Source organism: Methylibium rhizosphaerae (assembly GCF_006386545.1).
Classification (GTDB): domain Bacteria; phylum Pseudomonadota; class Gammaproteobacteria; order Burkholderiales; family Burkholderiaceae_C; genus Pseudorivibacter; species Pseudorivibacter rhizosphaerae.
This window is the reverse complement of record NZ_SWAR01000025.1, coordinates 1-22,633: the sequence shown is the minus strand read 5'-3', so window position 1 is coordinate 22,633 and position 22,633 is coordinate 1. Positions and strand designations below refer to the sequence as shown.

General features: G+C 69.5%; 24 protein-coding genes and 1 pseudogene. 10 read left to right on the top strand and 15 right to left on the bottom strand.

The features are described from left to right. Positions 1–32: 32 nt before the first annotated feature. The 4 genes from E8D38_RS17755 to mltG are packed head-to-tail and all read right to left on the bottom strand — an operon-like array spanning position 33 to position 3,101. Entirely contained in the window at positions 33–425 is a 393-nt protein-coding gene (locus E8D38_RS17755) for a PilZ domain-containing protein (protein ID WP_140633935.1), read from the bottom strand. Further along, on the bottom strand, positions 422–1,447 hold the full coding sequence (locus tag E8D38_RS17750) for a DNA polymerase III subunit delta' (protein WP_140633934.1): 1,026 nt from the start codon (positions 1,445–1,447) through the stop codon (positions 422–424). The genes E8D38_RS17755 and E8D38_RS17750 overlap by 4 nt, the downstream gene beginning before the upstream one ends. Further along, the gene (gene tmk / locus E8D38_RS17745) at positions 1,441–2,103 is read right to left on the bottom strand and encodes a dTMP kinase (protein ID WP_425462789.1); all 663 of its coding nucleotides are present in this window, start codon (positions 2,101–2,103) and stop codon (positions 1,441–1,443) included. Before tmk ends, E8D38_RS17750 begins: the two co-directional genes overlap by 7 nt. Next, positions 2,100–3,101, bottom strand: a complete 1,002-nt coding sequence (gene mltG / locus E8D38_RS17740) for an endolytic transglycosylase MltG (protein ID WP_140633932.1) — start codon at positions 3,099–3,101, stop codon at positions 2,100–2,102. Before mltG ends, tmk begins: the two co-directional genes overlap by 4 nt. A 48-nt stretch (positions 3,102–3,149) precedes the next feature. On the opposite strand from mltG, the gene ygfZ reads away from it, so the two are divergent. From ygfZ to E8D38_RS17725, 3 genes are read left to right on the top strand one after another with little or no spacing between them, the layout of a single operon-like run. Then, positions 3,150–4,115, top strand: coding sequence for a CAF17-like 4Fe-4S cluster assembly/insertion protein YgfZ (ygfZ, locus tag E8D38_RS17735; protein ID WP_140633930.1), 966 nt, complete (start codon positions 3,150–3,152; stop codon positions 4,113–4,115). A gap of 32 nt (positions 4,116–4,147) precedes the next feature. Then, the gene (locus tag E8D38_RS17730) at positions 4,148–4,441 is read left to right on the top strand and encodes a DUF4936 family protein (protein WP_140633928.1); all 294 of its coding nucleotides are present in this window, start codon (positions 4,148–4,150) and stop codon (positions 4,439–4,441) included. Beyond that, entirely contained in the window at positions 4,432–5,388 is a 957-nt protein-coding gene (locus E8D38_RS17725; protein WP_140633926.1) for an NRDE family protein, read from the top strand. The genes E8D38_RS17730 and E8D38_RS17725 overlap by 10 nt, the downstream gene beginning before the upstream one ends. Before the next feature lie 12 nt (positions 5,389–5,400). On the opposite strand, the gene ispF is transcribed toward E8D38_RS17725, so the two are convergent. Genes ispF through ispD form a run of 4 tightly spaced genes read right to left on the bottom strand, consistent with a single transcriptional unit; the run spans position 5,401 to position 7,165 of the window. After that, on the bottom strand, positions 5,401–5,892 hold the full coding sequence (gene ispF / locus E8D38_RS17720; RefSeq protein WP_140633924.1) for a 2-C-methyl-D-erythritol 2,4-cyclodiphosphate synthase: 492 nt from the start codon (positions 5,890–5,892) through the stop codon (positions 5,401–5,403). Further along, the gene (locus E8D38_RS29495) at positions 5,889–6,191 is read right to left on the bottom strand and encodes a type II toxin-antitoxin system RelE/ParE family toxin (protein WP_140633922.1); all 303 of its coding nucleotides are present in this window, start codon (positions 6,189–6,191) and stop codon (positions 5,889–5,891) included. The genes ispF and E8D38_RS29495 overlap by 4 nt, the downstream gene beginning before the upstream one ends. Further along, positions 6,192–6,416 carry an addiction module protein gene (locus tag E8D38_RS17710; RefSeq protein WP_140633920.1) on the bottom strand — a complete coding sequence of 75 codons (225 nt, stop codon included), beginning with the start codon at positions 6,414–6,416 and terminating at the stop codon, positions 6,192–6,194. After that, positions 6,413–7,165, bottom strand: a complete 753-nt coding sequence (ispD, locus tag E8D38_RS17705) for a 2-C-methyl-D-erythritol 4-phosphate cytidylyltransferase (protein WP_140633918.1) — start codon at positions 7,163–7,165, stop codon at positions 6,413–6,415. Before ispD ends, E8D38_RS17710 begins: the two co-directional genes overlap by 4 nt. 88 nt (positions 7,166–7,253) lie before the next feature. Between ispD and mfd the strand changes: the two genes are divergently transcribed. Beyond that, a complete protein-coding gene (gene mfd, locus E8D38_RS17700) occupies positions 7,254–10,685 on the top strand; it encodes a transcription-repair coupling factor (RefSeq protein ID WP_140633915.1) in 3,432 nt (1,143 codons plus the stop codon). 21 nt (positions 10,686–10,706) lie between these two features. Here the strand turns inward: mfd and E8D38_RS17695 are convergent, their stop codons facing one another. Next, positions 10,707–12,143 carry a carotenoid oxygenase family protein gene (locus E8D38_RS17695; RefSeq protein WP_140633913.1) on the bottom strand — a complete coding sequence of 479 codons (1,437 nt, stop codon included), beginning with the start codon at positions 12,141–12,143 and terminating at the stop codon, positions 10,707–10,709. A gap of 107 nt (positions 12,144–12,250) precedes the next feature. Here E8D38_RS17695 and eat point away from each other — a divergent pair, with 107 nt between their 5' ends. The 4 genes from eat to serB are packed head-to-tail and all read left to right on the top strand — an operon-like array spanning position 12,251 to position 16,570. Further along, positions 12,251–13,630, top strand: coding sequence for an ethanolamine permease (gene eat / locus E8D38_RS17690; protein WP_140633911.1), 1,380 nt, complete (start codon positions 12,251–12,253; stop codon positions 13,628–13,630). 15 nt (positions 13,631–13,645) lie between these two features. Continuing rightward, on the top strand, positions 13,646–15,040 hold the full coding sequence (locus E8D38_RS17685; protein ID WP_140633909.1) for an ethanolamine ammonia-lyase subunit EutB: 1,395 nt from the start codon (positions 13,646–13,648) through the stop codon (positions 15,038–15,040). Beyond that, on the top strand, positions 15,037–15,825 hold the full coding sequence (gene eutC, locus E8D38_RS17680; protein ID WP_140633907.1) for an ethanolamine ammonia-lyase subunit EutC: 789 nt from the start codon (positions 15,037–15,039) through the stop codon (positions 15,823–15,825). The genes E8D38_RS17685 and eutC overlap by 4 nt, the downstream gene beginning before the upstream one ends. Positions 15,826–15,862: 37 nt before the next feature. Next, the gene (gene serB, locus E8D38_RS17675; protein WP_140633906.1) at positions 15,863–16,570 is read left to right on the top strand and encodes a phosphoserine phosphatase SerB; all 708 of its coding nucleotides are present in this window, start codon (positions 15,863–15,865) and stop codon (positions 16,568–16,570) included. Positions 16,571–16,590: 20 nt separating this feature from the next. Here serB and E8D38_RS17670 read toward each other — a convergent pair whose 3' ends face one another. The 3 genes from E8D38_RS17670 to E8D38_RS17660 all read right to left on the bottom strand — a co-directional run bounded on the left by E8D38_RS17670 (position 16,591) and on the right by E8D38_RS17660 (position 19,440). Then, complete coding sequence (locus E8D38_RS17670; protein ID WP_140633905.1) at positions 16,591–18,276, bottom strand: putative bifunctional diguanylate cyclase/phosphodiesterase; 1,686 nt, start codon at positions 18,274–18,276, stop codon at positions 16,591–16,593. Positions 18,277–18,410: 134 nt separating this feature from the next. Next, a complete protein-coding gene (rraA, locus tag E8D38_RS17665; RefSeq protein ID WP_140633904.1) occupies positions 18,411–18,914 on the bottom strand; it encodes a ribonuclease E activity regulator RraA in 504 nt (167 codons plus the stop codon). A 34-nt stretch (positions 18,915–18,948) separates the two neighbouring features. After that, positions 18,949–19,440: an Lrp/AsnC family transcriptional regulator gene (locus E8D38_RS17660; protein ID WP_140633903.1), complete on the bottom strand. Its 492-nt coding sequence runs from the start codon at positions 19,438–19,440 to the stop codon at positions 18,949–18,951. A 104-nt stretch (positions 19,441–19,544) separates the two neighbouring features. Here E8D38_RS17660 and E8D38_RS17655 point away from each other — a divergent pair, with 104 nt between their 5' ends. After that, the gene (locus tag E8D38_RS17655; RefSeq protein ID WP_140633902.1) at positions 19,545–20,456 is read left to right on the top strand and encodes an EamA family transporter; all 912 of its coding nucleotides are present in this window, start codon (positions 19,545–19,547) and stop codon (positions 20,454–20,456) included. Positions 20,457–20,459: 3 nt separating this feature from the next. On the opposite strand, the gene E8D38_RS17650 is transcribed toward E8D38_RS17655, so the two are convergent. Then, positions 20,460–21,131: an ABC transporter ATP-binding protein gene (locus tag E8D38_RS17650; protein ID WP_140633901.1), complete on the bottom strand. Its 672-nt coding sequence runs from the start codon at positions 21,129–21,131 to the stop codon at positions 20,460–20,462. A 31-nt stretch (positions 21,132–21,162) separates the two neighbouring features. Between E8D38_RS17650 and E8D38_RS17645 the strand changes: the two genes are divergently transcribed. Continuing rightward, on the top strand, positions 21,163–21,810 hold the full coding sequence (locus E8D38_RS17645; RefSeq protein WP_140633900.1) for an arylesterase: 648 nt from the start codon (positions 21,163–21,165) through the stop codon (positions 21,808–21,810). A gap of 22 nt (positions 21,811–21,832) precedes the next feature. Here E8D38_RS17645 and phaR read toward each other — a convergent pair whose 3' ends face one another. Both phaR and E8D38_RS29020 read right to left on the bottom strand, forming a co-directional pair. Next, positions 21,833–22,438, bottom strand: coding sequence for a polyhydroxyalkanoate synthesis repressor PhaR (phaR, locus tag E8D38_RS17640; protein WP_140633899.1), 606 nt, complete (start codon positions 22,436–22,438; stop codon positions 21,833–21,835). A gap of 72 nt (positions 22,439–22,510) precedes the next feature. Then, positions 22,511–22,633 (bottom strand): annotated as a pseudogene (locus E8D38_RS29020) (acyl-CoA dehydrogenase); the annotation flags it as partial.

The window sequence follows — 22,633 nt, the reverse complement described above, 5'->3', positions numbered from 1 at the left end:
TTGCGGCAGGGGAGCCGCCGGGCGCGGGGAGGTCAGATGGTCTGCGTGGGCTTGGACGACGAGATCGAGGTGCCCAGGATCTCTTCGATCCGCACGCGCAGCAGGCGGGTCTTCTCGTCGGTGGGAAACCTCACGCCCACCCCCTGGGTGCGGCCGCCGGAGGCATTGGGCGGCGTGAGCCAGGCCACCTTGCCGGCGACCGGGTAGCGCTGTGGGTCTTCGGGCAGCGACAGCAGCAGGTAGATGTCCTCGCCCAGCTTGTAGTCGCGCGTGGTCGGCACGAACAGCCCACCCTCGGTGAACAGCGGGATGTAGGCGGCGTAGAGTGCGCCCTTCTCACGAAAGACCAGCTGGATGACGCTGGGCCGCGACGCGGTCGCAGCGGGGGCGGCGCCAGTGCTGGGGCGGGCTGTGATTTCGCTCATGCGGTCGAGTGTAACTTTGGCGATGTCCGGGACAGGGCCTGTTGTCCGCGCAGGATTAACGCTTCCAGCTTGAGTCCTGCGTTCCACGGATGTTCCGCATGGCGTGCGGCCTGGCGCAGCTCGGCGGCCCATTGCGTGAGCTCTGCCACGTTGTGTCCGGCGCCGACGCTGCCTGCCGGGAAGTAGCGCGGTGCCGCGCCGTGCGCCGCCAGCAGCGCGTCGTGGCAGAGCTTCTGCAGCGACTCCACCACCAGCGGGAGGGGCCAGCCCGAAAGCGCCGAGGCCTCGCCTCGCGTCACCAGTGAAGGCAGCTTCTTCCAGACGGCGGCGTCCAGCCCCAGCGCGGCCCGGTCGACGACCGACAGGGGCTGCCCGCCGGCAGCAGCCAGCATCAGCTCGGGCTCGGCGACGGACTGCTCAGCCAGCCAGGCCAGTGCCAGGGCCGGTTCGGGCAGGGCAAGGCGCACCGACTGGCAACGGCTGCGGATGGTCGGCAGCAGGCCTTCGGCGTCACCGCAGCTCAGCACGAAGCGGGCAATGCCGGGCGGCTCTTCGAGCGTCTTGAGCAGGGTGTTGGCCGAGATGGCATTCATGCGCTCGGCCGGATGCAGCACCACCACCTTGGCCAGGCCGCGGGCGCTGGTCTGCTGCGAAAAGGCCACCGCAGCGCGCAGCGCGTCGACCTTGATCTCCTTGCTGGGCTTGGCCTTCCTGCCTTCGCCGTCGGTGGCGGGCTCATCGGACTGGCCGAGCCCGAGCGCATCACGCAGCGCCTCGGGCACCAGCACCAGCAGGTCCGGGTGGCCGTGGGTGTCCACCAGGTGGCAACTCGGGCAGGCGTCGCAGGCGACGGCGTCGCTGCGCCGGTCCGCCGGGGTTTCGCACAGCCATGCCTTGGCCAGCGCCATGGCGAACTCGAACTGGCCCACGCCTTCGGGGCCGTGCACCAGCAGGGCGTGGCCGCGCTGCGTGCGCAGCGCATCGGCCAGCGGCTGCTTCAACCAGGGCAGCGCCATCACCATCCCCGCTGCGCCAGCACGCGCTCGATCTGCGCCGCCACCGCCTCGACCGGCTGGCTGGAGTCGATGCGGGCGAATCGCGCCGGTTCGGCCTCGCTGCGGGCCCGGTAGCCTTCGATCACGCGCTGGAAGAAGGCTTCGTCCTGGCGCTCGAAGCGATCGGGCGCGCGGGCCTGCACCAGGCGTTGCGCCGCCACCGCAGCCGGCAGGTCGAACCACAGCGTGAGGTCCGGCTGCCGCAGTCCCGACGGGCCCTGCTGCACCCAGCGTTCCAGCACCGCCAGCAGCCCGAGATCGAAGCCGCGGCCATGGCCCTGGTAGGCGAAGGTGGCGTCGGTGAATCGGTCGCACAGCACCACCGCGCCACGCGCCAGCGCCGGTTCGATGACCTGCTGCAGGTGGTCGCGGCGGGCGGCGAAGATCAGCAGCGCCTCGGTCAGCGGATCCATCGGCTCGTGCAGCACCATCTCGCGCAGGCGCTCGGCCAGCGGCGTGCCGCCCGGTTCGCGGGTGCGCACCACTTCCAGCCCGGCTCGCTGCCAGCGCTGCGCCACCGCGTCGATGTGGGTCGACTTGCCGGCGCCGTCGATGCCCTCGAAGCTCACGAAACGGGACACCCCGCTCGCCCGGTGCGGCGCGCCGTTCGTTGCGTCGCTCACTTGCCCTGCCCTCGCTGGTACTTGTTGACGGCGCGATTATGGGCATCGAGCGTTTCGCTGAATTCGCTGCTGCCGTCCCCCCGCGCCACGAAGTACAGCGCCTTGCTGGGCGCCGGCCGCACCGCGGCCAGCAGCGAGGCCTTGCCCGGCATGGAGATCGGCGTGGGCGGCAGCCCGGGCCGCAGGTAGGTGTTGTAGGGGCCGTCGGCCTGCAGGTCGCGCTTGCGCAGGTTGCCGTCGAAGCGCTCGCCCAGCCCGTAGATCACCGTCGGGTCGGTTTGCAGCGGCATGCCGATGCGCAAGCGGTTGGTGAACACCGCCCCCACCAGTGCCCGGTCGGCCTCGCGGCCGGTTTCCTTCTCGACGATGGAGGCGAGCGTGAGCGCGTCGTCGGCCGCCTTGAGCGGCGTGTCGGGCGTGCGCTGCTCCCAGGCCTCGGCCAGGCGCTGCTGCATCGCGTGCATCGCACGGCGCAGCACGGCGATGTCGGTGCTGCCCTTGCTGTAGGCATAGGTGTCCGGATAGAAGCGGCCCTCGGGGTGCACGTCGGGCAGGCCGAGCGCCGCCATGATCTGGGCATCGCTCATGGCGGCCGTGGTGGGCCTGAGGGCGTCGGCGCGCGCCAGCTCGACACGGAACTGGCGGAAGGTCCAGCCCTCCAGCAGCCTCACCGTCGCCAGCGACTCGTCGCCCTGCACCATCTTCAGCAGCAGCATGCGCGGCGTGGTGCCCTCGGTGATCTCGTAGCTGCCCGCGCGGATCTTGCGAGCCTGGCCGGACCATCGGAACCAGTGGTACAGCAGCGGCGCCGGCGTCTGCACGCCGGCGGCCACCCAGCCGCGGGCGATGTCGCGCGGCAGCTCGCCAGGCTCGATGGACAGCTCGACGGTCGGCGTGGCCAGCGGCAGCGGCCGGTTGAGCCACCACCAGGCGGCGCTGCCGGCTGCCACCACGGCGGCCAGCAGCAGGATCACCAACGACATGAATGCTTTGCGCATTGCCCTCTTCTCGAACGGGACGGATGGGGCCTGATGATAATGAGCCCCATGAATCCCCCCCTGATCCTCGACGGCGCGGTGCGCCTTTCGCACTGGGGCGTGATCCGCGCCCAGGGTGACGATGCTGCGTCCTTCCTGCATGGCCAGCTCAGCAACGACTTCGCGCTGCTCGGCCTGTCGCAGGCCCGGCTGGCCGCCTACTGCTCGCCCAAGGGGCGCATGCTGGCGAGCTTCGTGGCGTTCAAGCGCAGCGCCTCGGAGCTCTGGCTGGCCTGCGACGCCCAGGTGCTGCCCACCGCGTTGAAACGGCTTTCGATGTTCGTGCTGCGGGCCAAGGCGAAGCTCACCGATGCCGGCGCAGAGCTCGCGGCGGTCGGCCTGACCGGCCCGGGGGCCGAAGCCTGGCTGGGCGACAACGCACAACTCGCGGTGTGGGGCAAGAACGACGCGGGCGAAGCCAGCATCGTGCGCCTGCCCGACGCCGCCCTGCCGGACGGCCGCCTGCAGCGACGCTTCGTCTGGGTCGGACCGGCCGCGGCTGCGGCCACGGTGGAGTCCGCGCTGCCCGCCTTGCCGCTCGCTCGATGGCAGTGGCTCGAAGTGATGAGCGGCGTGGCCGCCATCCTTGCGGCGACGGTCGAGCAGTTCGTGCCGCAGATGCTCAACTACGAACTGGTCGGCGGCGTCGATTTCAAGAAAGGTTGCTATCCCGGCCAGGAGATCGTCGCGCGCAGCCAGTACCGCGGCACCATCAAGCGCCGCGCGGCCATCGTGCATGCGACCGAAGAGCTCTCAGCCGGCATGGAGGTCTTCGCCAGCAACGACCCGGGCCAGCCGGCCGGGCTGGTGGCGCAGGCGGCCCCTCATCCGCTGGGCGGATACAGCGCCATCGTCGAGCTCAAGCTCACGGCGCTGGAGGCGGGCAGCCTGCACCTGCGCGGCGCGGAAGGGCCGGTGCTGAGCGTGGGCCGGCTGCCCTACAGCGTGCCGGTGGACAGCACCGCGGCGGCCTGACCCCTCTTCGATACCGGGCCTGCGGAGGCTCCTTGCGCGAGCTCTACATCTACTACCGCGTGAACCCGCGCGATGAAGGCGCGGCGCTGCAGGCCGCGGCTGCCATGCAGCATGGGCTCGTCGAGCGCCACGCCGGCCTGCAGGCGCGGCTGCTGAGGCGGCCCGACGCGGCGGCCGGCGGCCAGCAAACGTGGATGGAAACCTACGCGCTGCCCGGCCAGGGTGTGAATTCCGCACTCGAACACGAGATCGAGCAGGCCGCGTCTGCCTGGGCGGCATACATTAGCGGACCTCGACACTGCGAGGTTTTTGTTCCATGTGTCTAGTGGCCCTGGCGATCGACCAGCACCGGCGGTTCCCGCTGGTGATTGCCGCCAATCGCGACGAATTCTTCGCCCGCCCGGCTGCCCGCCTGGCCTGGTGGTCGCAGGAGCCCGGCCTTCCAGAGGTGCTGAGCGGACGCGACCTCGAATCCGGCGGCACCTGGCTGGGCCTCACGGCCGCCGGCCGCCTGGCCCTGCTCACCAACGTGCGCAATCCGGCCAGCAACGATCCCAAGGCGCCCTCGCGCGGTGCCATCGTGCCGACCTGGCTGCGCGGCGACGTGGCGATGGACAAGTTCTGGATGCGCACGGCGCTGTCCGGCTACAACGGCTTCAACCTCATCGCCGCCGATTTCGCGCGCGGCGAGTGCTTCTGGGCGAGCAACACCCACGGCTTGCCGGTGCGGCTGGAACGCGGCGTGTACGGCCTGTCGAACGGCGCCCTCGACACGCCCTGGCCCAAGGTCACCCAGCTCAAGAGCCGGCTGCAGGCCGCCGTCGAAGGCAGCGATTCGGTAGACGCGCTGGCCGACCGCCTGTTCGCCGCACTGGCCGATCGCACGCTGGCCGCCGACACCGAACTGCCCGCCACCGGCATCCCGCTCGAACTCGAGCGGTACCTGTCGGCCGCCTTCATCCGCACGCCCGACCATCGCTATGGCACCCGCTGCTCCACGCTGGTGATCACCGAGCGGGTCAACAAGCGGCTGGTGACGCATGTGCTCGAGCGCACCTTCAACCCGGGCCCGGGGCTGGCGTTGCTGCGCCGTTCCACGCTCAGGGACTGGCCGCCGCGCTACACCGAAGGCCTGAAGGCGGCGGCGGCCGAGGTGGAGGCGGTGTCGGAGTCCACCGTCGAAGACGGCGGCGGAGGCAGCGCCACGCCCCCCGTGCCGGTGAAGGCCCAGCGTGCCCGCGGGCTGCTGCGGCCCATAAAGCCGCGGCGCTGAGCGCGCGAGCTTTCAGGCCTTGAGCAGCAGGCACACGGCCCGCGTCTCGATGGCGCGGCCTTCGCCCACCGGGCCCATCTTCTCGGCCGTCTTGGCCTTCACGTTCACCTGATCGACCGCGAGCCCCAGCACGGCGGCGATGCGCTCGCGCATCGCGCCGATGTGCGGCGCCATCTTGGGTGCCTGGGCCACGATGGTCGAGTCCACGTTGCCGATCTGCCAGCCGGCGGCGCGCACCGCGCTCGCCGCCTCGGCCAGCAGCACCGCAGAGTCGGCGCCCTTGAAGCGCGGGTCGGTATCGGGAAAGTGCTTGCCGATGTCGCCCAGGCTCGCCGCACCCAGCAGCGCGTCGGTGATCGCATGCAGCAGCGCGTCGGCATCGGAATGGCCCAGCAGGCCATGGGTGTGCGGGATGGTGATGCCGCCCAGGATCAGCGGCCGGCCGGTGACGAGGGCATGGGTGTCCCAGCCTTCGCCGATGCGGATGTGGGGGATGGGGGTCATGGTGTCTTTTGGGTTCTGGCCTGCCAGGCTTGCGGTGCTCTGCGGTGGTGAAACACCGCGATCACCAGTAGATGCTCTTCCACCGCGCGGTAGATCAGAACGTATGGAAAGCGTCGAAGGAGAACCCTGCGACAGTTGAACGGGACGGCCTTGAAGGACTCCGGAGATCGAGCAGCAGAATCCACTGCTGTTTCGAGCGCTCTCGCAAACTCGAACCCCAGGCCCGGTGAACGCTGCTCATACCATGCCTGGGCTTCCAGAGCATCGGCTTGTGCCTCCGGGCGGAACGAAACGAGCACTCAGGATTTCCGCTGAAACAGCGCGTCGCGAACTTCGGACCAAGGCACGGCCTCAGGGGCGACGTCATGCGCGGCAAGGCGCCGTTGCAGTTCGGCTTCCTGCTCTGGTGTCAGTCGATACGCTTCCGACGCCTGATCAACGGCCACGCTGTCCCACAGGTCTTCCGCCAGCTGGATCCGTTCCGCGATGGAGAGCTTCTTCAGTTCGGCAATGGTGATCGTCATGCGCGACCTCCGGACGAGACGATGCCCTGATTGTCTCGCAGCAGCCGCTGCGCCAGCTCGAAGTCCGCCGGCCAGGTGAGCTTGAAGTTCTCGTAGGAGCCGACCACCAGCTTCGGCCGGTGGCCCAGGGCTTCGATGGCGCTGGCTTCGTCGGTGACCGCCTCGCCCGCATGCGCCAGCGCCGGCTTGAGCAGGCCGATGCGGAACATCTGCGGCGTCTGGGCGGCCCACTTGCCGGTGCGGTCCACCGTGTGGTCCACGCGGCCCGCGGTTTCGTGCTTCAGGGTGTCGGGCAGCGGCAGCGCGAGCAGGCCGCCGACCTCGTCATCCATGCAGCCGTCGATCAGGCGATCGACCCACTCGGGCCGGATGAGGCAGCGCGCCGCGTCGTGCACCAGCACCCAGTCGTGAGGCTGTGCGCCACGCGCGAGAAGTTCGTCCAGCCCGTTGGCCACCGTTTCCGCCCGGGTGGCGCCGCCCGCCCGGGCCACCCAATCGGCGGCAAAGCCGCTCACGTGCTGCTCGAACTGCGCATCGTCGGGCGACAGCACCACGAGGGTGGCTTCGAGCCTTGCCACCTTCGACAAGGCGGCCAGCGTGTGCGCCACGACGGCGCGGCCGGCCACCAGGTGGTATTGCTTGGGTCCGTGGGTGCCGGCACGCTGGCCTACGCCGGCGCAGGGCACGAGGGCAAAGCAGCGGGGCCGGGTGCCGATGGCGTAGCTCGGCTCGGTGTCGTGAGGGGTCATCGCCGCGATTCTAGAATTGGCCCCAATCACACGCCCCTCGGCACGCGCCGCGGGGCGCTCTGTATTTGTGCCGCCGCTTCATCACTCCATGCAGTTGCCCACCATCGCCCCCGGCAAGCGCTTCACGCTGCCCCGCCCGATCGGCTCGGCCGATGCCCTGTTGCTGGCTCGCTTCGCGCAGGCACGCGCGGCCGACCGGCAGCTCACCGCCGTCGTGACCGCGGAGCCGGCCGAAACGCAGCGGCTGCAGGACGAGCTGGCGTTTTTCGGACCGAACCTGCGGGTGGCCGTGTTCCCCGACTGGGAGACGCTGCCCTACGACACCTTCTCGCCGCACCAGGACCTGATCTCCGAGCGCCTGGCCACGCTGTGGCGCATCCGGCAGGGCGAGGTCGACGTGGTCCTGCTGCCGGCCACCACCGCCCTCACCCGCCTCGCGCCGCCGTCGTTCCTGGCGGCCTACACCTTCAACTTCAGGCAGAAGCAGAAGCTCGACGAAGCGGCGCTCAAGGCGCAGCTCACGCTGGCCGGCTACCAGCATGTGAGCCAGGTGGTCTCGCCGGGCGAATACGCGGTGCGCGGCGGCCTCATCGACCTCTTCCCGATGGGCTCGCCGGTGCCCTACCGGGTGGACCTGTTCGGCGACGAGGTCGACTCCATCCGCACCTTCGACCCCGACTCGCAGCGCAGCCTCTATCCGGTGCCCGAGGTGCGCCTGCTGCCCGGCCGCGAGTTCCCGATGGACGAGGCGGCACGCGCGGCCTTCAGAGCCCGCTGGCGCGAGAAGATGGAAGGCGATCCGACCAAGGCGCGCATCTACAAGGACATCGGCACCGGCATCGCCACTGCCGGCATCGAGTACTACCTGCCGCTGTTCTTCGACGAGACGGCCACCGTCTTCAGCTACTTCGGCGAACGCGCAGTCATCGCGCTGCATGGCGAGATCGACGAAGCGCTCAAGCGCTTCTGGGCCGACACGCGTGAGCGCCACAAATTCCTGCAGCACGACCCGGAGCGGCCGGTGCTGCCGCCCGAAGACATCTACCTGCGGCCCGAAGACTTCTTCACGCTGTGCAACGCCCATGCGCAGCTCGCGGTGCGCGGCAGCGAGCCGGTCGAGTGGGCCCGCCCGCTGCCCGATCTGGCCGTCGAGCGCGGTGCACAGGAGCCGCTGCGCAAGCTCGAGGCGCACCTGGGCAAGACCGAACACCGGGTGCTCCTGGTGGCCGAAAGCGCGGGCCGGCGCGAGAGCCTGCTGGAGCTGCTGCGCGACCACCGGATCGAGCCGCCCAGCGTCGACAGCCTCGACGCCTTCCTCAAGAGCGACCACCGCTACGCCATCACCGTGGCGCCGTTCGCCGGCGGATTCTTCTGGGCCGAAGAAGGCGTGCAGCTGGTCACCGAGACCGAGCTGTTCGATGCGGCCCCCACCACCCGCCGGCGCCGCAAGCAGGAAGCGACCAGCGACGTCGATGCGCTGATCAAGGACCTGTCGGAGCTGAAGGTTGGCGACCCGGTGGTGCATGCCAACCATGGCATCGGCCGCTACGTCGGCCTCATCAACATCGACATAGGCGACGGGCCCAGCGAGTTCCTGCACCTGGAATACGCCGACAAGGCCACGCTGTACGTGCCGGTTGCACAGCTGCATCTCATCAGCCGCTACACCGGCGTGAGCGCCGAAGAGGCGCCGCTGCACAAGCTCGGCTCCAACCAGTGGGACAAGGCCAGGCGCAAGGCGGCCGAGCAGGTGCGCGACACCGCCGCGGAGCTCCTCAACCTCTATGCCCGCCGCGCCGCCCGGGAGGGTTTCGCCTTCCGCTTCTCGGCGCAGGACTACGAGGCCTTCGCCGCGAGCTTCGGCTTCGAGGAAACGCCGGACCAGAACGCGGCGATCCACGCGGTGATCCAGGACATGATCAGCCCCAAGCCGATGGATCGCCTGGTGTGCGGCGACGTGGGGTTCGGCAAGACCGAGGTGGCGCTGCGGGCCGCCTTCGTGGCCGTCACCGGCGGCAAGCAGGTCGCGCTGCTGGCCCCCACCACGCTGCTGGCCGAGCAGCACTACCAGAACATCGCCGACCGGTTTGCGCAATGGCCGGTGAAGGTGGCCGAGATGTCGCGCTTCCGCTCGGCCAAGGAAGTGAAGGCCGCGCAGGAAGGCATTGCCGACGGCAGCATCGACATCGTGGTCGGCACCCACAAGCTGCTCAGCCCCGACACCAGGTTCAAGAACCTGGGCCTGCTCATCATCGACGAGGAGCACCGCTTCGGCGTACGCCACAAGGAGGCGATGAAGGCGCTGCGCGCCGAGGTGGACGTGCTGACGCTCACCGCCACGCCCATCCCGCGGACGCTGGGCATGGCGCTCGAGGGCCTGCGCGACCTCTCCGTGATCGCCACCGCGCCGCAGCGCCGCCTGGCCATCAAGACCTTCGTGCGCAACGAAAGCACCGGCACCATCCGCGAGGCGGTGCTGCGCGAGCTCAAGCGAGGCGGCCAGGTCTACTTCCTGCACAACGAGGTCGAGACCATCGAGAACCGGCGTCAGAAGCTCGAGGAGCTGCTGCCGGAGGCCCGCATTGCGGTGGCCCACGGCCAGATGCCGGAGCGCGAGCTGGAGCGGGTGATGCGCGAGTTCGTGGGCCAGAAGCACAACCTGCTCCTGTGCTCCACCATCATCGAGACCGGCATCGACGTGCCCACGGCCAACACCATCGTCATCAGCCGGGCCGACAAGTTCGGCCTCGCGCAGCTGCACCAGCTGCGCGGACGCGTAGGACGTTCGCACCACCAGGCCTATGCCTACCTCCTGGTGCCGGACGTGGAAGGCCTCACCAAGCAGGCCGCGCAGCGGCTGGAGGCCATCCAGAACATGGAGGAGCTGGGCTCGGGTTTCTACCTCGCCATGCACGACCTGGAGATCCGCGGCGCCGGCGAGGTGCTGGGCGAGAACCAGAGCGGCAACATGATGGAAGTGGGCTTCCAGCTCTACAACGAGATGCTGTCCCAGGCGGTGCGCGACCTGAAGGCCGGCCGGGAGCCCGACCTGCTGAACCCGGTGAACAGCGCCACCGAGATCAACCTGCATGCGCCTGCCCTGCTGCCCGACAGCTATTGCGGCGACGTGCACACGCGGCTGTCGCTCTACAAGCGCCTGGCCACCACCGACAAGATCGACAAGATCGATGCCATGCTGGAAGAGATCGTCGACCGCTTCGGCAAGCTGCCGCCGCAGGCGCAGACGCTGTTCGACACGCACCGCCTGCGCGTGCTGGCCCGGCCCTACGGTGTCGTGAAGATCGACGCGGCGCCGCACATCATCAACATCACCTTCCGGCCCAAGGCGCCGGTCGATCCGATGCGCATCATCGAGCTGGTGCAGAAGAACCGCCACATCAAGCTGGCCGGCAACGACAAGCTGCGCATCGACAAGTCCACTCCCGAAGCCAAGGACCGGGCGCAGTTCGTGCGCGACGTGTTGCGCTCGCTCGGCAGCCCGGTCGCCGAGGCGGGCTGAACGGCCTGCGGCAGCGCCCTGCTATGCCGCCCAGGCGGCATGGAAGCCGAACGGCACCACCTGGGGCGCCTGCAGCAGGGCCAGGCACTGCATGCTGCGCGCATCGATCACGCCCAGCTGCGTGGCGGTGTCGCCGTCGGCCAGAGTCGGCACCAGCAGCACGCCGTCGTCCTCCGCCGTGCCGCCCGGCCTGGGCACGAACAGCGGCTCCAGCTGCACCGCATCGCCGCGGCACCATTCGCGCCACTCGCCCGACTCCAGGTCGAGCCGCACCGTGCGGTCGAAAAGCGCCGGCCGGGTCGCGTCGGTGCCCGCCCCCCAGGTGACCGAGGCCCGGGCCCTGCCGTCGCGCTGGGGGTGGACCTGCGGCAGCTCCAGCGCGGAGCCGAAGACCTCGGCTTCGGCGGTCTGGCGCCCCGGCTTCATGCGGTACCGCAGGAGCCTGGGCACGCAAGGGCCTTGCCCCTGCCGCAGGGCGTCCAGGCGCAGGTCCTCCAGGACGCGGGCATCGTCGAACACCGGCATCTCGAGGACGATGTCCTGCCCGTCGTTCCAGGCCTGGATGGCGTGGAAGCCCAGCATCGGGGCAATGTCCCAGCTGCGCACCGAACCGTCGTCCAGCGATATCGCATGCAGTCGAGAGCCGCTTGCGGGCTCCCAGCGGAAGTTCCGGATGTAGGCCCGCCCGGTGAACAGGAACGACAGCGGCATCGCGCGCAGGGCCGTTTCCCAGATCACCGCATGGCTGGGCGTCATGGCGAAGGCATGCGTGTAGCCGGCCCGGCGCACTTCGAGACTGCCGATCACTTCACGCCGCCGGGTGCCGGCACGCATGCGTATGAGCTTGTAGGTGCATTTGGGGCCGAGGTGGATGCCGACGTTCCAGTAGTCGCCGCGCTCGTCGGTGCGGCCATGCGCAGACATCAGCTGCATCTGCACGCCGTCGTCGAACCGCAGGCGGCCCATGGTGGCCAGCGTGTCGGGGTCGAAACTGGTGAGGTGCGGCGTTTCGGTGTTGGCCACCCAGCGGTCGCCGATGTGCGACATCACCACCGCGGGGTTGTCGGTGATCGGCGGGTTCTTCAGGTGCAGCATGCGCCTGAAGAATCCCATCGGGTTGCGCGTATCGAAGGCGCCGAAGGCCGGGCGCCCGGCAGCCATGCTGCGGGTGTAGTCCTCGCTGCGAGCGAAGCGGCTGCGGTAGCGCACGCGGCCCGGCCCGATCTCGATGCGGTGGAACATCGCCAGCCCGTCGAACCAGTGTTCGTAGCCGCCCTGGGGCAGGCTCCACAGCGCCGGGCCGTTGAGCAGCAGCCGGCCCCGCAGCCAGTCAGGCAGCCGGCCCTCGACGTGCAGGTCGCTGTCGTCGATTTCGCGGGCGGTGGAGGCAAAACCGCGCAGCCGCCCGGACGCATCCGCGGGCCTCTGCGCAACGGCAGGTTTCAGGACGGCAGCCATCAGATTCTCCCTTTGCCTTTTGTTGCTTCGTCATGCACCTTGCCGGGTCGGCCCGATGGCACGAAGCTTGATACGGCTTCGCACATCCTCACCAAAGGGAGTCGCACATGTCAACCGGTCATCTGCAACCGCGCCTGAACGCCTGGCACCTGTGGGGCCTCGCCGTCGGCCTCGTGATCTCGGGCGAGTATTTCGGATGGAGCTACGGCTGGGCCAGCGCCGGCACGCTGGGCTTCCTGGTCGTGGCGGTGCTGGTGGCGGTGATGTACACCACCTTCATCTTCAGCTTCACCGAGCTCACCACCGCCATTCCGCATGCCGGCGGGCCCTACGCCTATGCCCGCCGGGCCTTCGGGCCGAAGGCCGGCTTCCTGGCCGGCTTCGCCACACTGGTGGAATTCGTCTTCGCGCCACCGGCCATCGCCATGGCGATCGGCGCCTACCTCGCGGTGCAGTTCCCGGGCGTGAACCAGAAGGCCATGGCCTGCGGCGCCTATGTCGTCTTCATGGCGCTCAACATCGTGGGCGTTCGGACCGCGGCCACCTTCGAGCTGTTGGTCACCGTGCTGGCCATCTTCGAGCTGCTGGTGTTCATGGGCGTGGTGGCGCCCGGGTTTTCGCTGGCCAACTTCGCAGCCCACGGCTGGGCCGGCCAGGACAGCTTCTCCGGGGCGGCGGTGGCCGGCATGTTTGCTGCCATTCCCTTCGCCATCTGGTTCTTCCTCGCCATCGAAGGCGTCGCCATGGCGGCCGAAGAGGCCAAGGACCCGAAACGCACCATCCCGGTGGCCTACATCGCCGGCATCCTCACCCTGGTGGTGCTGGCGCTCGGCGTGATGCTGTTCGCGGGCGGCGTTGGCGACTGGCGCACGCTGTCGAACATCAACGACCCGCTGCCGCAGGCGATGAAGGCCGTGGTCGGCGCCGACAGCGGCTGGCTGCACATGCTGGTGTGGATCGGGCTGTTCGGCCTGGTGGCCTCGTTCCACGGGATCATCCTCGGCTACTCGCGCCAGATCTTCGCGCTGGCGCGCGACGGCTACCTGCCCGGCTGGCTGGCGGAGATCCACCCCCGCTTCGGCACGCCCTACCGGGCGGTGCTCGCCGGCGGCGTGGTGGGCATCGCCGCCATCTTCAGCGACGAATGGGTGAGCTTCGGCGGGCAGACGCTCACCGCCAACATCGTGACCATGTCGGTGTTCGGCGCCATCGTGATGTACATCGTGTCGATGGCAAGCCTGTTCGCCCTGCGCCGCAGGGAGCCCGGGTTGGCTCGCCCCTTTCCCGCCATCGGCTACCCGGTGTTCCCGGCCATCGCGCTGGTATTGGCGCTGGTGTGCCTGGGCACCATGGTTTGGTTCAACCCGCTGCTGGCCGCGGTGTTTGCCGGCCTGCTCGGCCTGGCTTACCTTTACTTCCTGTCCACCGCCCGCCAGCGGCTCACGGCGAGCGATCCGCTGCCGGTCGAAGAGGCGGTGATCCCCTAGCTGCGGAAGGAAGCCATGCGCTACCAGCACACGATCGGCCCGGCCACCTGGCAGTTCAAGGACCTGAAGGAGGTGATGGCGAAGGCCACCCCCTTGCGTTCGGGCGACCAGCTGGCCGGCATCGCCGCCGCCACGGCTGCCGAACGCATGGCCGCGCGCATGTGCCTGGCCGAGCTGCCGCTCGCGCGCTTTCTCGAAGAGGCCCTGGTGCCTTATGAAGACGACGAGGTCACGCGGCTCGTCATCGACGGGCACGATGCCGCCGCCTTCGCGCCCGTGGCCCACCTGACGGTGGGTGACTTCCGCGACTGGCTGCTGTCCGACCAGGCCGACGCCGCAGCGCTCTCGGCCCTGGCCCCGGGCCTCACCCCGGAGATGGCGGCCGCGGTGAGCAAGCTCATGCGCAACCAGGACCTCATCCTCGTGGCGCGCAAATGCCGCGTCGTCAGCCGGTTTCGCAACACCATCGGCCTGCCGGGGCGCCTGTCGGTGCGCCTGCAGCCCAACCACCCGACCGACAGCCCGCGCGGCATCGCCGCCTCCATGCTCGACGGCCTGCTCTACGGCGCCGGCGATGCGGTGATCGGCATCAACCCGGTGAGCGACAGCCTGCCCTCGCTGGTGGAACTGCTGCGCCTGCTCGACGAGGTGATCCGGCGGTTCGAGATCCCCACGCAAAGCTGCGTGCTGACCCACGTGACCAACACGGTGCAGGCCATCGAGATGGGCGCCCCGGTCGACCTGGTGTTCCAGTCGGTCGCCGGCACCGAGGCGGCCAACGCGAGCTTCGGCATTTCGCTGTCGCTGCTGCGCGAGGCGCGCGAGGCCGCGCTGTCGCTCAGGCGCGGCACGGTCGGCGACAACGTGATGTATTTCGAGACCGGCCAGGGCAGCGCGCTGTCGGCCAATGCCCACCACGGGGTGGACCAGCAGACCCTGGAAGCCCGTGCGCATGCGGTGGCGCGGGCCTTCTCGCCGCTGCTCGCCAACACGGTGGTGGGCTTCATCGGCCCCGAATACCTCTACGACGGCAAGCAGATCATCCGCGCCGGCCTCGAGGACCACTTCTGCGGCAAGCTGCTGGGCGTGCCGCTGGGCTGCGACGTCTGCTACACCAACCATGCCGAGGCGGACTCCGACGACATGGACACGCTGATGACGCTGCTGGCCGGCGCGGGGCTGCCCTTCCTGATGGGCGTGCCCGGCGCCGACGACGTGATGCTCAACTACCAGAGCACGTCCTTCCATGACGCGCTCTACCTGCGGCGCCTGTTCGGCCTGCGGCGCGCGCCGGAGTTCGAGGTCTGGCTGGAGCGCATGCAGATCGCCGACCCGCAAGGCGAGCTGTGCCCCGTCGAGGCCGGCCACCCCCTGCTGCAGCAGATCAACGCCCTGAGGCTCGCGGCATGACGGCACACAAGCCGCCGGTCACTCGCGACCCATGGGCCGCGCTGCGGGCCCACACGCCGGCGCGCATCGCACTCGGCCGCGCGGGTGCCAGCCTGCCCACAGGCGAAGTGCTGCGCTTCGGCCAGGCCCATGCGCTGGCGCGCGACGCGGTGCACCTGGCGCTGGACGTGCCGGCACTCGAAGAGGCCTTGCGCAGCGAAGGTTTCGCCACCTGCCGGGTGGCAAGCGCGGCACCCGACCGCGCCACCTACCTGCTGCGGCCCGACCTCGGCCGCCGGCTGGACGAGAGCAGCGCGGTGCGTCTGCAGGAACTGCAGGCGGGCGATGCACTGCAGGGCTGCGACCTGCTGCTGGTGGCGGCCGACGGCCTTTCTTCGCTGGCGGTGCAGCGACATGTCCTGCCGCTGGCCAGGGAAGTCCGTGCACGGGCGCCCGCAGGCTGGCGCATCGGCCCGGTGGTCATCGCCACCCAGGCCCGCGTCGCGCTGGGCGACGACATCGGCGCGCTGCTGCGGCCGCGCCTGGTGGCCATGCTCATCGGCGAACGGCCCGGCCTGAGCTCGCCCGACAGCTTGGGCATCTACCTCACCTGGGCTCCGCAGCGCGGTCGCACCGACGCACAACGCAACTGCATCTCGAACGTGCGGCCCGAAGGGCTGGCCTACGACAAGGCCGCTGCGAAGCTCTGGTGGCTTTGCACCGAGGCGCAGCGGCTGCAGGCCACCGGCGTGGCACTCAAGGACATGAGCGATGCCCCGGCCCTCGCGGCCGGCGACGCCCCGTAAAATCCGCGCCGCCATTTCCCGCAGCGCCCTTCCGTCCATGACCCTGTCCCTCCGCCCCGGCCTCGTGCTCCAGGGCTTCACGCCGCCCCTTCCGCTGAGCGACTTCAGGCTCGTCGCGTTCGACATGGACTCCACGCTCATCAACATCGAATGCGTGGACGAGATCGCCGACGCCGCCGGCCGCAAGGCCGAGGTGGCCGCCATCACCGAAGCCGCGATGCGCGGCGAGATCACCGACTACAAGGAAAGCCTGCGCCGTCGCGTGGCCCTGCTCAAGGGCGTGCCGGTGTCCGCCATGCAGCAGGTCTTCGACCAGCGCCTGCAGCTCAACCCCGGCGCCGAAACCCTGGTGCGGGCGCTGCAGGCCGCCGGCCTGAAGACGCTGCTCGTCTCCGGCGGCTTCACCTTCTTCACCGACCGCATCCGCGACCGCCTGCGCCTGGACTACACCCGCAGCAACGTGCTCGAGAGCGCCGACGGTGTGCTGACCGGCCGCATGCTCGACCAGCCCTGGGGCGACATCTGCGACGGCGAAGAGAAGAAGCGCATGCTGCTGTCCACCTGCGAGCAGCTGGGCATCTCGCCGCTGCAGGCCATCGCGGTGGGCGACGGCGCCAACGACCTGCTGATGATGGGCGCGGCCGGCCTGTCGGTGGCCTACCACGCCAAGCCCAAGGTGCGCGAGCAGGCCATGGTGGCCATCAACGACGGCGGACTCGACCGGCTGCTCGAAGTCCTGGAATAGCGCCCGCCGCGCAGGCGCCGCTACACCAGCGCCGGCATGGGCCTGCCGAAGTACCAGCCCTGTCCGATGTCCACCCCCAGCTCCCGCAGCTTCAGGTACTGCTCGGCGCTTTCCACGCCTTCGGCCACGCAGGCGATGCCGAAGCTGCGCGCGATCGACACGATGGCGGTGACGATGGAGCAGCCGGCTTCGCCATCGATGCGCCGCACGAAGCTCTGGTCGATCTTCACCGCGTCCACCTGCAGCCGGTGCAGGTAGGCAAGCGATGAATAGCCGGTGCCGAAGTCGTCGATCGCGATGCGCACGCCCAGTGCGCGCAGGGCGCCGAGCGCGGCTTCCAGCCGCTGGGCATCGGCCGCGAACACGCTTTCGGTCACTTCGACCTCCAGCCGGTGGGCCGAAAGCCCGCTGGACTGCAGCGCAGCCGACACGTCGCCCGGGAAGTCGCTGCGCAGCATCTGCACCACTGACACGTTCACGCTGACGATGGGCGCCACCTCGCCCGGCCATCCCGCCGCGGCGGCGCAGGCCTGTCCGAGCACCCAGCGGCCGAGCCCGATGATCGCGCCCGATTCCTCGGCAATGGGAATGAACTCGGCCGGCGCCACCGTCCCGAGCGAACGGCTGTTCCATCGCAGGAGCGTCTCCATCGCATGCAGCCGCCCGTCCCGCAGCGAGGTGAGCGGCTGGAATTCGAGGCGGAACTCGCGATCCGGATTGGCGCTGCGCAGCGCCTGCGCGATCTCGTAGCGGCGCTGCGAGCGCTCCGCCAGCGCGGCCTCGAAGGGCCGCACGCAGCCACGGCCATCATTCTTGGCGGCGTACACGGCCATGTCGGCGCTGCGGACCAGCGCCTGCGCGTCGTCGCCGTGCTCGGGGTAGCGCGCCACGCCCACGCAGGCGTCGATGCGCACGCTCTGCCCGCCCACGTTGAGCGGTGCGCTCACGGCCTGGCGAAGACCTTGCGCCAGCATGAGCAGCGCGGCATCGTCCGGCGCCCCGGCGACCACCGCCACGAACTCGTCGCCGCCCCAGCGACCCACCAGGCCCTGCGTGCCGAGTGCCGACTTCAGCCGCTTGGACACCTGCCGCAGCACCACGTCGCCCGAGAAATGGCCCATCGCGTCGTTCACTTCCTTGAAGCGATCGAGGTCGATGAACAGCACGCAAGGTCGCCCGCCCGCGGTGATGGCCGACTCCAGCTGCTGCAGGATGGCGTCCCGGTTCACCAGCCGGGTCACCGCATCCTGGGTGGCCAGCTCTGCCAGCCGCGCCGTGGCGCGTTCGCGCTCCTGCAGCAGCTGTTCGAGCTGCAGCACCCGCTCGCGCGCCTGCAGGGCCCGCGACCTCGCATCGAGCAGACTGGCGTTGGCGGCGTCCAGCCGGCGCCGCAGCTTGTCGTACCGGGCCTGGACCTTCTGCGCATTGCGGTGCGTGAGCGCGTGTCTGCGAGCCAGTCGCCGTTCGAGCGCGGCACGACGCAACCATTGCCGCTGCCACAGGAAGGTGGCCGCCAGCAGGCACAGCAACCAGGCCAGCCACACAAGACGTGCCTCTTGTTCGCGCCAGGGCTGCAGCCACAAGCTCACGGCCGCTGCTCCGCAGGCGCCTGTGATCCACACGGGCGACGCCCGCTCGCCGGGCGGCGTGCCCGGCCCCATGCCGGGCTGGCGGGTGGATTTCGGGATGTCGCTGCGGTGGGTCACTTCGGCGGCCGGGCGGCCTCCTTGCCTGGGCCCGGCCACTATCACCCGACACGCTTCCCTGCAGCAATGGCCTCCCCCATCGGCAGGCGACCATGCCGGTACTTGTTGGCGCTCGCCGCGGCCGTGCGGGCGGATCAGAGCACGCTGGGCGCCACCACCATGCCGTCCGCGTCGGCGTACAGCCAGTCGCCCGGGCGCACCCACACCCCCTGGACCTGCACCGGCACATCACGCTGGCCGGTGTTGCGCTTTTCGGTGGGCAACGGCATCAGCGCCAGCGCGCGGATGCCGACGTCGGCCGACGAGATCTCGGCGACGTCGCGCACGCAGCCGTCGACCACCAGGCCGACCCAGCCATTTTTCGCCGCCGAGGCGGCCAGGTTGCCGCCCACCAGCGCACGGCGCAGCGAGCCGCCGGCATCGACCACCAGCACCCGGCCGCGGCCCGGCTCCTCGACGGCGGCCTTGACCAGGGAGTTGTCTTCATGGCACTTGATGGTGCTCACCGGACCCGCGAACTTGCTGCGCCCGCCGAAGTCGCGAAACACCGGCGGCAGCACGCGGAAGGCGCCGCTGCCGTCGTTCTTGTGCAGGTCGCACAGGTCGCAGGTCGAGAAATCGTCGGTCGCTTGTGTCATGGGAGGCTTTCGTTCAGGGGGCCGCAAGGCCGGGTCAGGCGTTCTCGATCTTCTTGATCGGCGGCTTCACGTCCTCCAGCCGCGGGGGCAGCATCACCTGGTGCTCGCGGGCCGCGTTGAGGATGATCGAGGTGGAGGTTTCGGTGAGGATGCAGAACTTGGTCACCACCGCATCGAGGTGGGCCACGTCGATGACGGCGATCTCGAAGATCCAGCTGTCCTCGCCGGTCACGTTGTACGCATTCACGACCTCGGGGGTCTGCTGCAGCAGCTTGATCACTCGTGCATAGTCGGCCCGCCCCACCCTCATGAGCGCGCGGATGCCATAGCCCAGCGCCGCGAGATTCACCGTGGCCCGGTAGCCTGTGATGACACCCGCCGCCTCGAGCTTGCGCACCCGCTCGGTCACCGCCGGCTGGCTCAGGTGCACGCGGCGGCCGAGTTCGGCCATCGAGAGGCGGGCATCGGCCTGCAGTTCGGCCAGGATGCGGGTGTCGTAATGGTCGAGGGTGGAGGCGCCGTTCATGCTCAAAGCCTAGCACCCGGATTGCCGTTGATTTCAAACTGTTTTCGCATGACATCCTTGAGTCTTCTATCGCTGGACGAGCGCTTGTTTTTTAGGATGCCGGCATGAATTCCGTCGCTTCCGCCGTCATCGCGCCCCGCAGCGGGCTGTCGCCGCTCGTCATCGCCTGCCTCGCCGCCACCTGGCTGGTCTGGGGCTCCACCTACCTGGCCATCAAGTTCGCGCTGGTGAGCTTTCCGCCCTTCGTGCAGATGGGCACCCGCTTCCTGGTGGCCGGGGTCCTGCTCATGGCCTGGATGCGGTGGCGCGGCGCACCGTGGCCGACCGCTGCGCAGTGGCGCAACGCCCTGCTGGTGGGCGCCCTGATGCTGGGCGGCGGCATGGGCGGCACCGCCTATGCCGAACAGACGGTGGGCTCCGGCCTGGTGGTGGCCTTCATCGCCATCGTGCCGGTGATGATGGCCGCCGGCCAGATGCTGTGGGGCGTGTATCCCAGCCGGCTCGAAGCCGCCGGCATTGCCGTCGGCCTGATGGGCGTGCTGCTGCTCACCCAGGGCGCCGGCTTCCAGGCATCGACTGCCGGCCTCGTGGCCATCGCCGTGGCCTGCCTCACCTGGTGCACCGGCAGCCTCATGAGCCAGCGCGGCTTCGCGCTCGCGCCGGGGGCGGTCGGTTTCGCCAGCGAGATGATCTGCGGCGGCCTGGTGCTCATGGGGCTGGCCGCCATCGACGGCGAATACCCGGTGCTGGCGGCGCAATGGCCGCCCGAGCCGAGCGCGGTGCTCGCCTGGCTCTACCTCGTGGTGTTCGGCTCGCTGATCGCCTTCAACGCCTACATGGTGCTGCTGGCGCGGGCCTCCGCGGGCCTCGCGTCCAGCTACTGCTTCGTCAATCCGGTGATCGCCATGCTGCTGGGCGTGAGCCTGGGCGGCGAGGTCGTCACCGGTTTCGAATGGCTGGCCGCCGGCGTGGTGCTGGTCGGCGTGGTGCTGCTGCTGGCGGGCCGGGCGCGATGAGCGTCAGGTGACGATGCGGCCGGCCTCGATCCGCACCTGCCGGTCGCAGCGCGCCGCGATGCTGCGGTCGTGCGTCACCAGCACGAGCGTGGCGCCCTCCTCGCGGTTGAGCTGGAACATCAGCGCCATCACCGTTTCGCCGGTGGCGAAGTCCAGGCTGCCGGTCGGCTCGTCGGCCAGCAGCACGGCCGGCTTCACCACGAACGCACGCGCGAGGGCCACACGCTGCTGCTCGCCGCCCGACAGCACCTTCGGGTAGTGGTTGAGCCGCTCGCCCAGGCCCACCCGCTGCAGCATCTCGGTGGCCTGCTTGCGTGCGTCGTTGCGGCCCTGAAGTTCGAGCGGCAACATCACGTTCTCGAGCGCGGTGAGGTTGCCCAGCAGCTGGAAGCTCTGGAACACGAACCCAACCCGCTCGGCCCGCACCGCGGCACGCGCGTCCTCGTCGAGGGCGAAGATGTCGGTGCCGCCCAGGCGCACCGTGCCGGTGGTGGGCGTGTCGAGCCCGGCGATGATGGACAGCAAGGTGCTCTTGCCCGAGCCCGAGGCGCCCACGATGGCCACCGATTCCTGCGGTGCCAGCGAAAAGTCGATATCGTGCAGGATCGTCAACACCCCGGTGGAGTCGCGCACCTGCTTGGTGACTCGCTCCACGGCAATGATCGGTTCACTCATGTCGTCTGCTTCTCTTTCGTCGGCTCGGCGGATGCGCCGGCACTTTATCCTGGGCGTTTTAGCCGCGGGTTATGCCGCTGCGCTGCCGTCAGCGGCCGTCGCCGCGCAGGCCGGTGCCGGGCGCACGTTGCTGGTCGTGGGTGACAGCCTGTCGGCCGAATACGGCCTCAAGCGCGGCACCGGCTGGGTGGCGCTCATGGAGCAGCGCCTGGCGCGCGGCAAGCAGGCCGTCACCGTGGTCAACGCCAGCGTCAGCGGCGACACCACCTCGGGCGGGCGCTCTCGGCTGCCCGCGCTGCTGAAGCAGCACCGGCCGAGCCACGTGATCATCGAACTGGGCGGAAACGACGCGCTGCGCGGCCTGCCGCTGTCGATGACCGAGGCCAACCTCACCGAGATGGCGCGTGCCGCCAAGGCCGCCGGGGCGAAGGTCATGCTGGTGGGCATGCAGCTGCCGCCCAACTACGGCCGCCAGTACGGCGAGGACTTCATGGCGCTGTTCGCCAAGGTGGCCAAGGCCGAAGGCACGGCGCTGGTGCCCTTCCTGCTCAAGGGCCTGGCCGACGCGCCGGACTCGACCGACAAATGGTTCCAGCCGGACCGCATCCACCCGCGCGAAGAGGCGCATCCGGTGATGCTGGACAACGTGTGGCCAGTGCTGTTGCCCTGGCTCAAGTGACGCGCACACCCGCGCGGCGGGTTCAGCGCTTCGGGCCCGGCGGCACGAACGGGAACATGTTCTCGGCCTGCTTCTGCATCTGCTCCTGCATCTGCACGAACAGGTTCTTCGACTGGTCGAGGTAGTTGCTCATCAGCCCCTGCATCATCGGCGCCTGCAGGTTCATGAACTGCGCCCATGACTCGGGGCTGAAGCCCTTGCCGCCCACCAGGCCGCCGGACTGTTCGGCGAAGCGGTTCTGCATGTCGATGAAGGCCTGCAGGTTCTTCTCGAGGTAGGAACCCATCAGGCCCTGCATCGTGTGGCCGTAGAAGCGGATGATCTGCGCCAGCATGTTGGTCGAGAACATCGGCACGCCGCCGGTTTCTTCTTCCAGGATGATCTGCAGCAGGATGCTGCGCGTCAGGTCCTCGTTGCTCTTGGCGTCGCGCACCACGAAGTCGCTGCCGTCGAGCACCATCTGCTTCACGTCGGCCAGCGTGATGTAGCTGCTGGTCTTGGTGTCGTAGAGGCGCCGGTTGGGGTACTTCTTCAGCGTGCGCTGCACGGTGCCGGCGCTCTTGGCGTCGGCACCGGCGGCGGGCTCGGCGTCGGAACGGCGTTTGGCCTGGGACCTGGCCTGCGTCATGCAATGGCTCCTGTAGGAAGAGCCCGCATTCTAGGTAGCGCTACGCGGTGCGGCGCGAGGGGTTTTCCCCCGTCAGAACGCCGCGATGCCGGTGATGGCGCGCCCGAGGATGAGCGCATGCACGTCATGGGTGCCCTCGTAGGTGTTGACCACCTCCAGGTTCACCAGGTGGCGCGCCACGCCGAACTCGTCGGA

Bases quoted from the DNA above. Each gene is read 5' to 3' on its own strand.
- E8D38_RS17755 (WP_140633935.1), bottom strand. From the start codon at position 425: ATGAGCGAAATCACAGCCCGCCCCAGCACTGGCGCCGCCCCCGCTGCG.
- E8D38_RS17750 (WP_140633934.1), bottom strand. From the start codon at position 1,447: ATGGTGATGGCGCTGCCCTGGTTGAAGCAGCCGCTGGCCGATGCGCTG.
- mltG (WP_140633932.1), bottom strand. From the start codon at position 3,101: ATGCGCAAAGCATTCATGTCGTTGGTGATCCTGCTGCTGGCCGCCGTG.
- ygfZ (WP_140633930.1), top strand. From the start codon at position 3,150: ATGAATCCCCCCCTGATCCTCGACGGCGCGGTGCGCCTTTCGCACTGG.
- E8D38_RS17725 (WP_140633926.1), top strand. From the start codon at position 4,432: ATGTGTCTAGTGGCCCTGGCGATCGACCAGCACCGGCGGTTCCCGCTG.
- ispF (WP_140633924.1), bottom strand. From the start codon at position 5,892: ATGACCCCCATCCCCCACATCCGCATCGGCGAAGGCTGGGACACCCAT.
- E8D38_RS17710 (WP_140633920.1), bottom strand. From the start codon at position 6,416: ATGACGATCACCATTGCCGAACTGAAGAAGCTCTCCATCGCGGAACGG.
- ispD (WP_140633918.1), bottom strand. From the start codon at position 7,165: ATGACCCCTCACGACACCGAGCCGAGCTACGCCATCGGCACCCGGCCC.
- mfd (WP_140633915.1), top strand. From the start codon at position 7,254: ATGCAGTTGCCCACCATCGCCCCCGGCAAGCGCTTCACGCTGCCCCGC.
- E8D38_RS17695 (WP_140633913.1), bottom strand. From the start codon at position 12,143: ATGGCTGCCGTCCTGAAACCTGCCGTTGCGCAGAGGCCCGCGGATGCG.
- eat (WP_140633911.1), top strand. From the start codon at position 12,251: ATGTCAACCGGTCATCTGCAACCGCGCCTGAACGCCTGGCACCTGTGG.
- E8D38_RS17685 (WP_140633909.1), top strand. From the start codon at position 13,646: ATGCGCTACCAGCACACGATCGGCCCGGCCACCTGGCAGTTCAAGGAC.
- eutC (WP_140633907.1), top strand. From the start codon at position 15,037: ATGACGGCACACAAGCCGCCGGTCACTCGCGACCCATGGGCCGCGCTG.
- serB (WP_140633906.1), top strand. From the start codon at position 15,863: ATGACCCTGTCCCTCCGCCCCGGCCTCGTGCTCCAGGGCTTCACGCCG.
- rraA (WP_140633904.1), bottom strand. From the start codon at position 18,914: ATGACACAAGCGACCGACGATTTCTCGACCTGCGACCTGTGCGACCTG.
- E8D38_RS17660 (WP_140633903.1), bottom strand. From the start codon at position 19,440: ATGAACGGCGCCTCCACCCTCGACCATTACGACACCCGCATCCTGGCC.
- E8D38_RS17655 (WP_140633902.1), top strand. From the start codon at position 19,545: ATGAATTCCGTCGCTTCCGCCGTCATCGCGCCCCGCAGCGGGCTGTCG.
- E8D38_RS17650 (WP_140633901.1), bottom strand. From the start codon at position 21,131: ATGAGTGAACCGATCATTGCCGTGGAGCGAGTCACCAAGCAGGTGCGC.
- E8D38_RS17645 (WP_140633900.1), top strand. From the start codon at position 21,163: ATGCGCCGGCACTTTATCCTGGGCGTTTTAGCCGCGGGTTATGCCGCT.
- phaR (WP_140633899.1), bottom strand. From the start codon at position 22,438: ATGACGCAGGCCAGGTCCCAGGCCAAACGCCGTTCCGACGCCGAGCCC.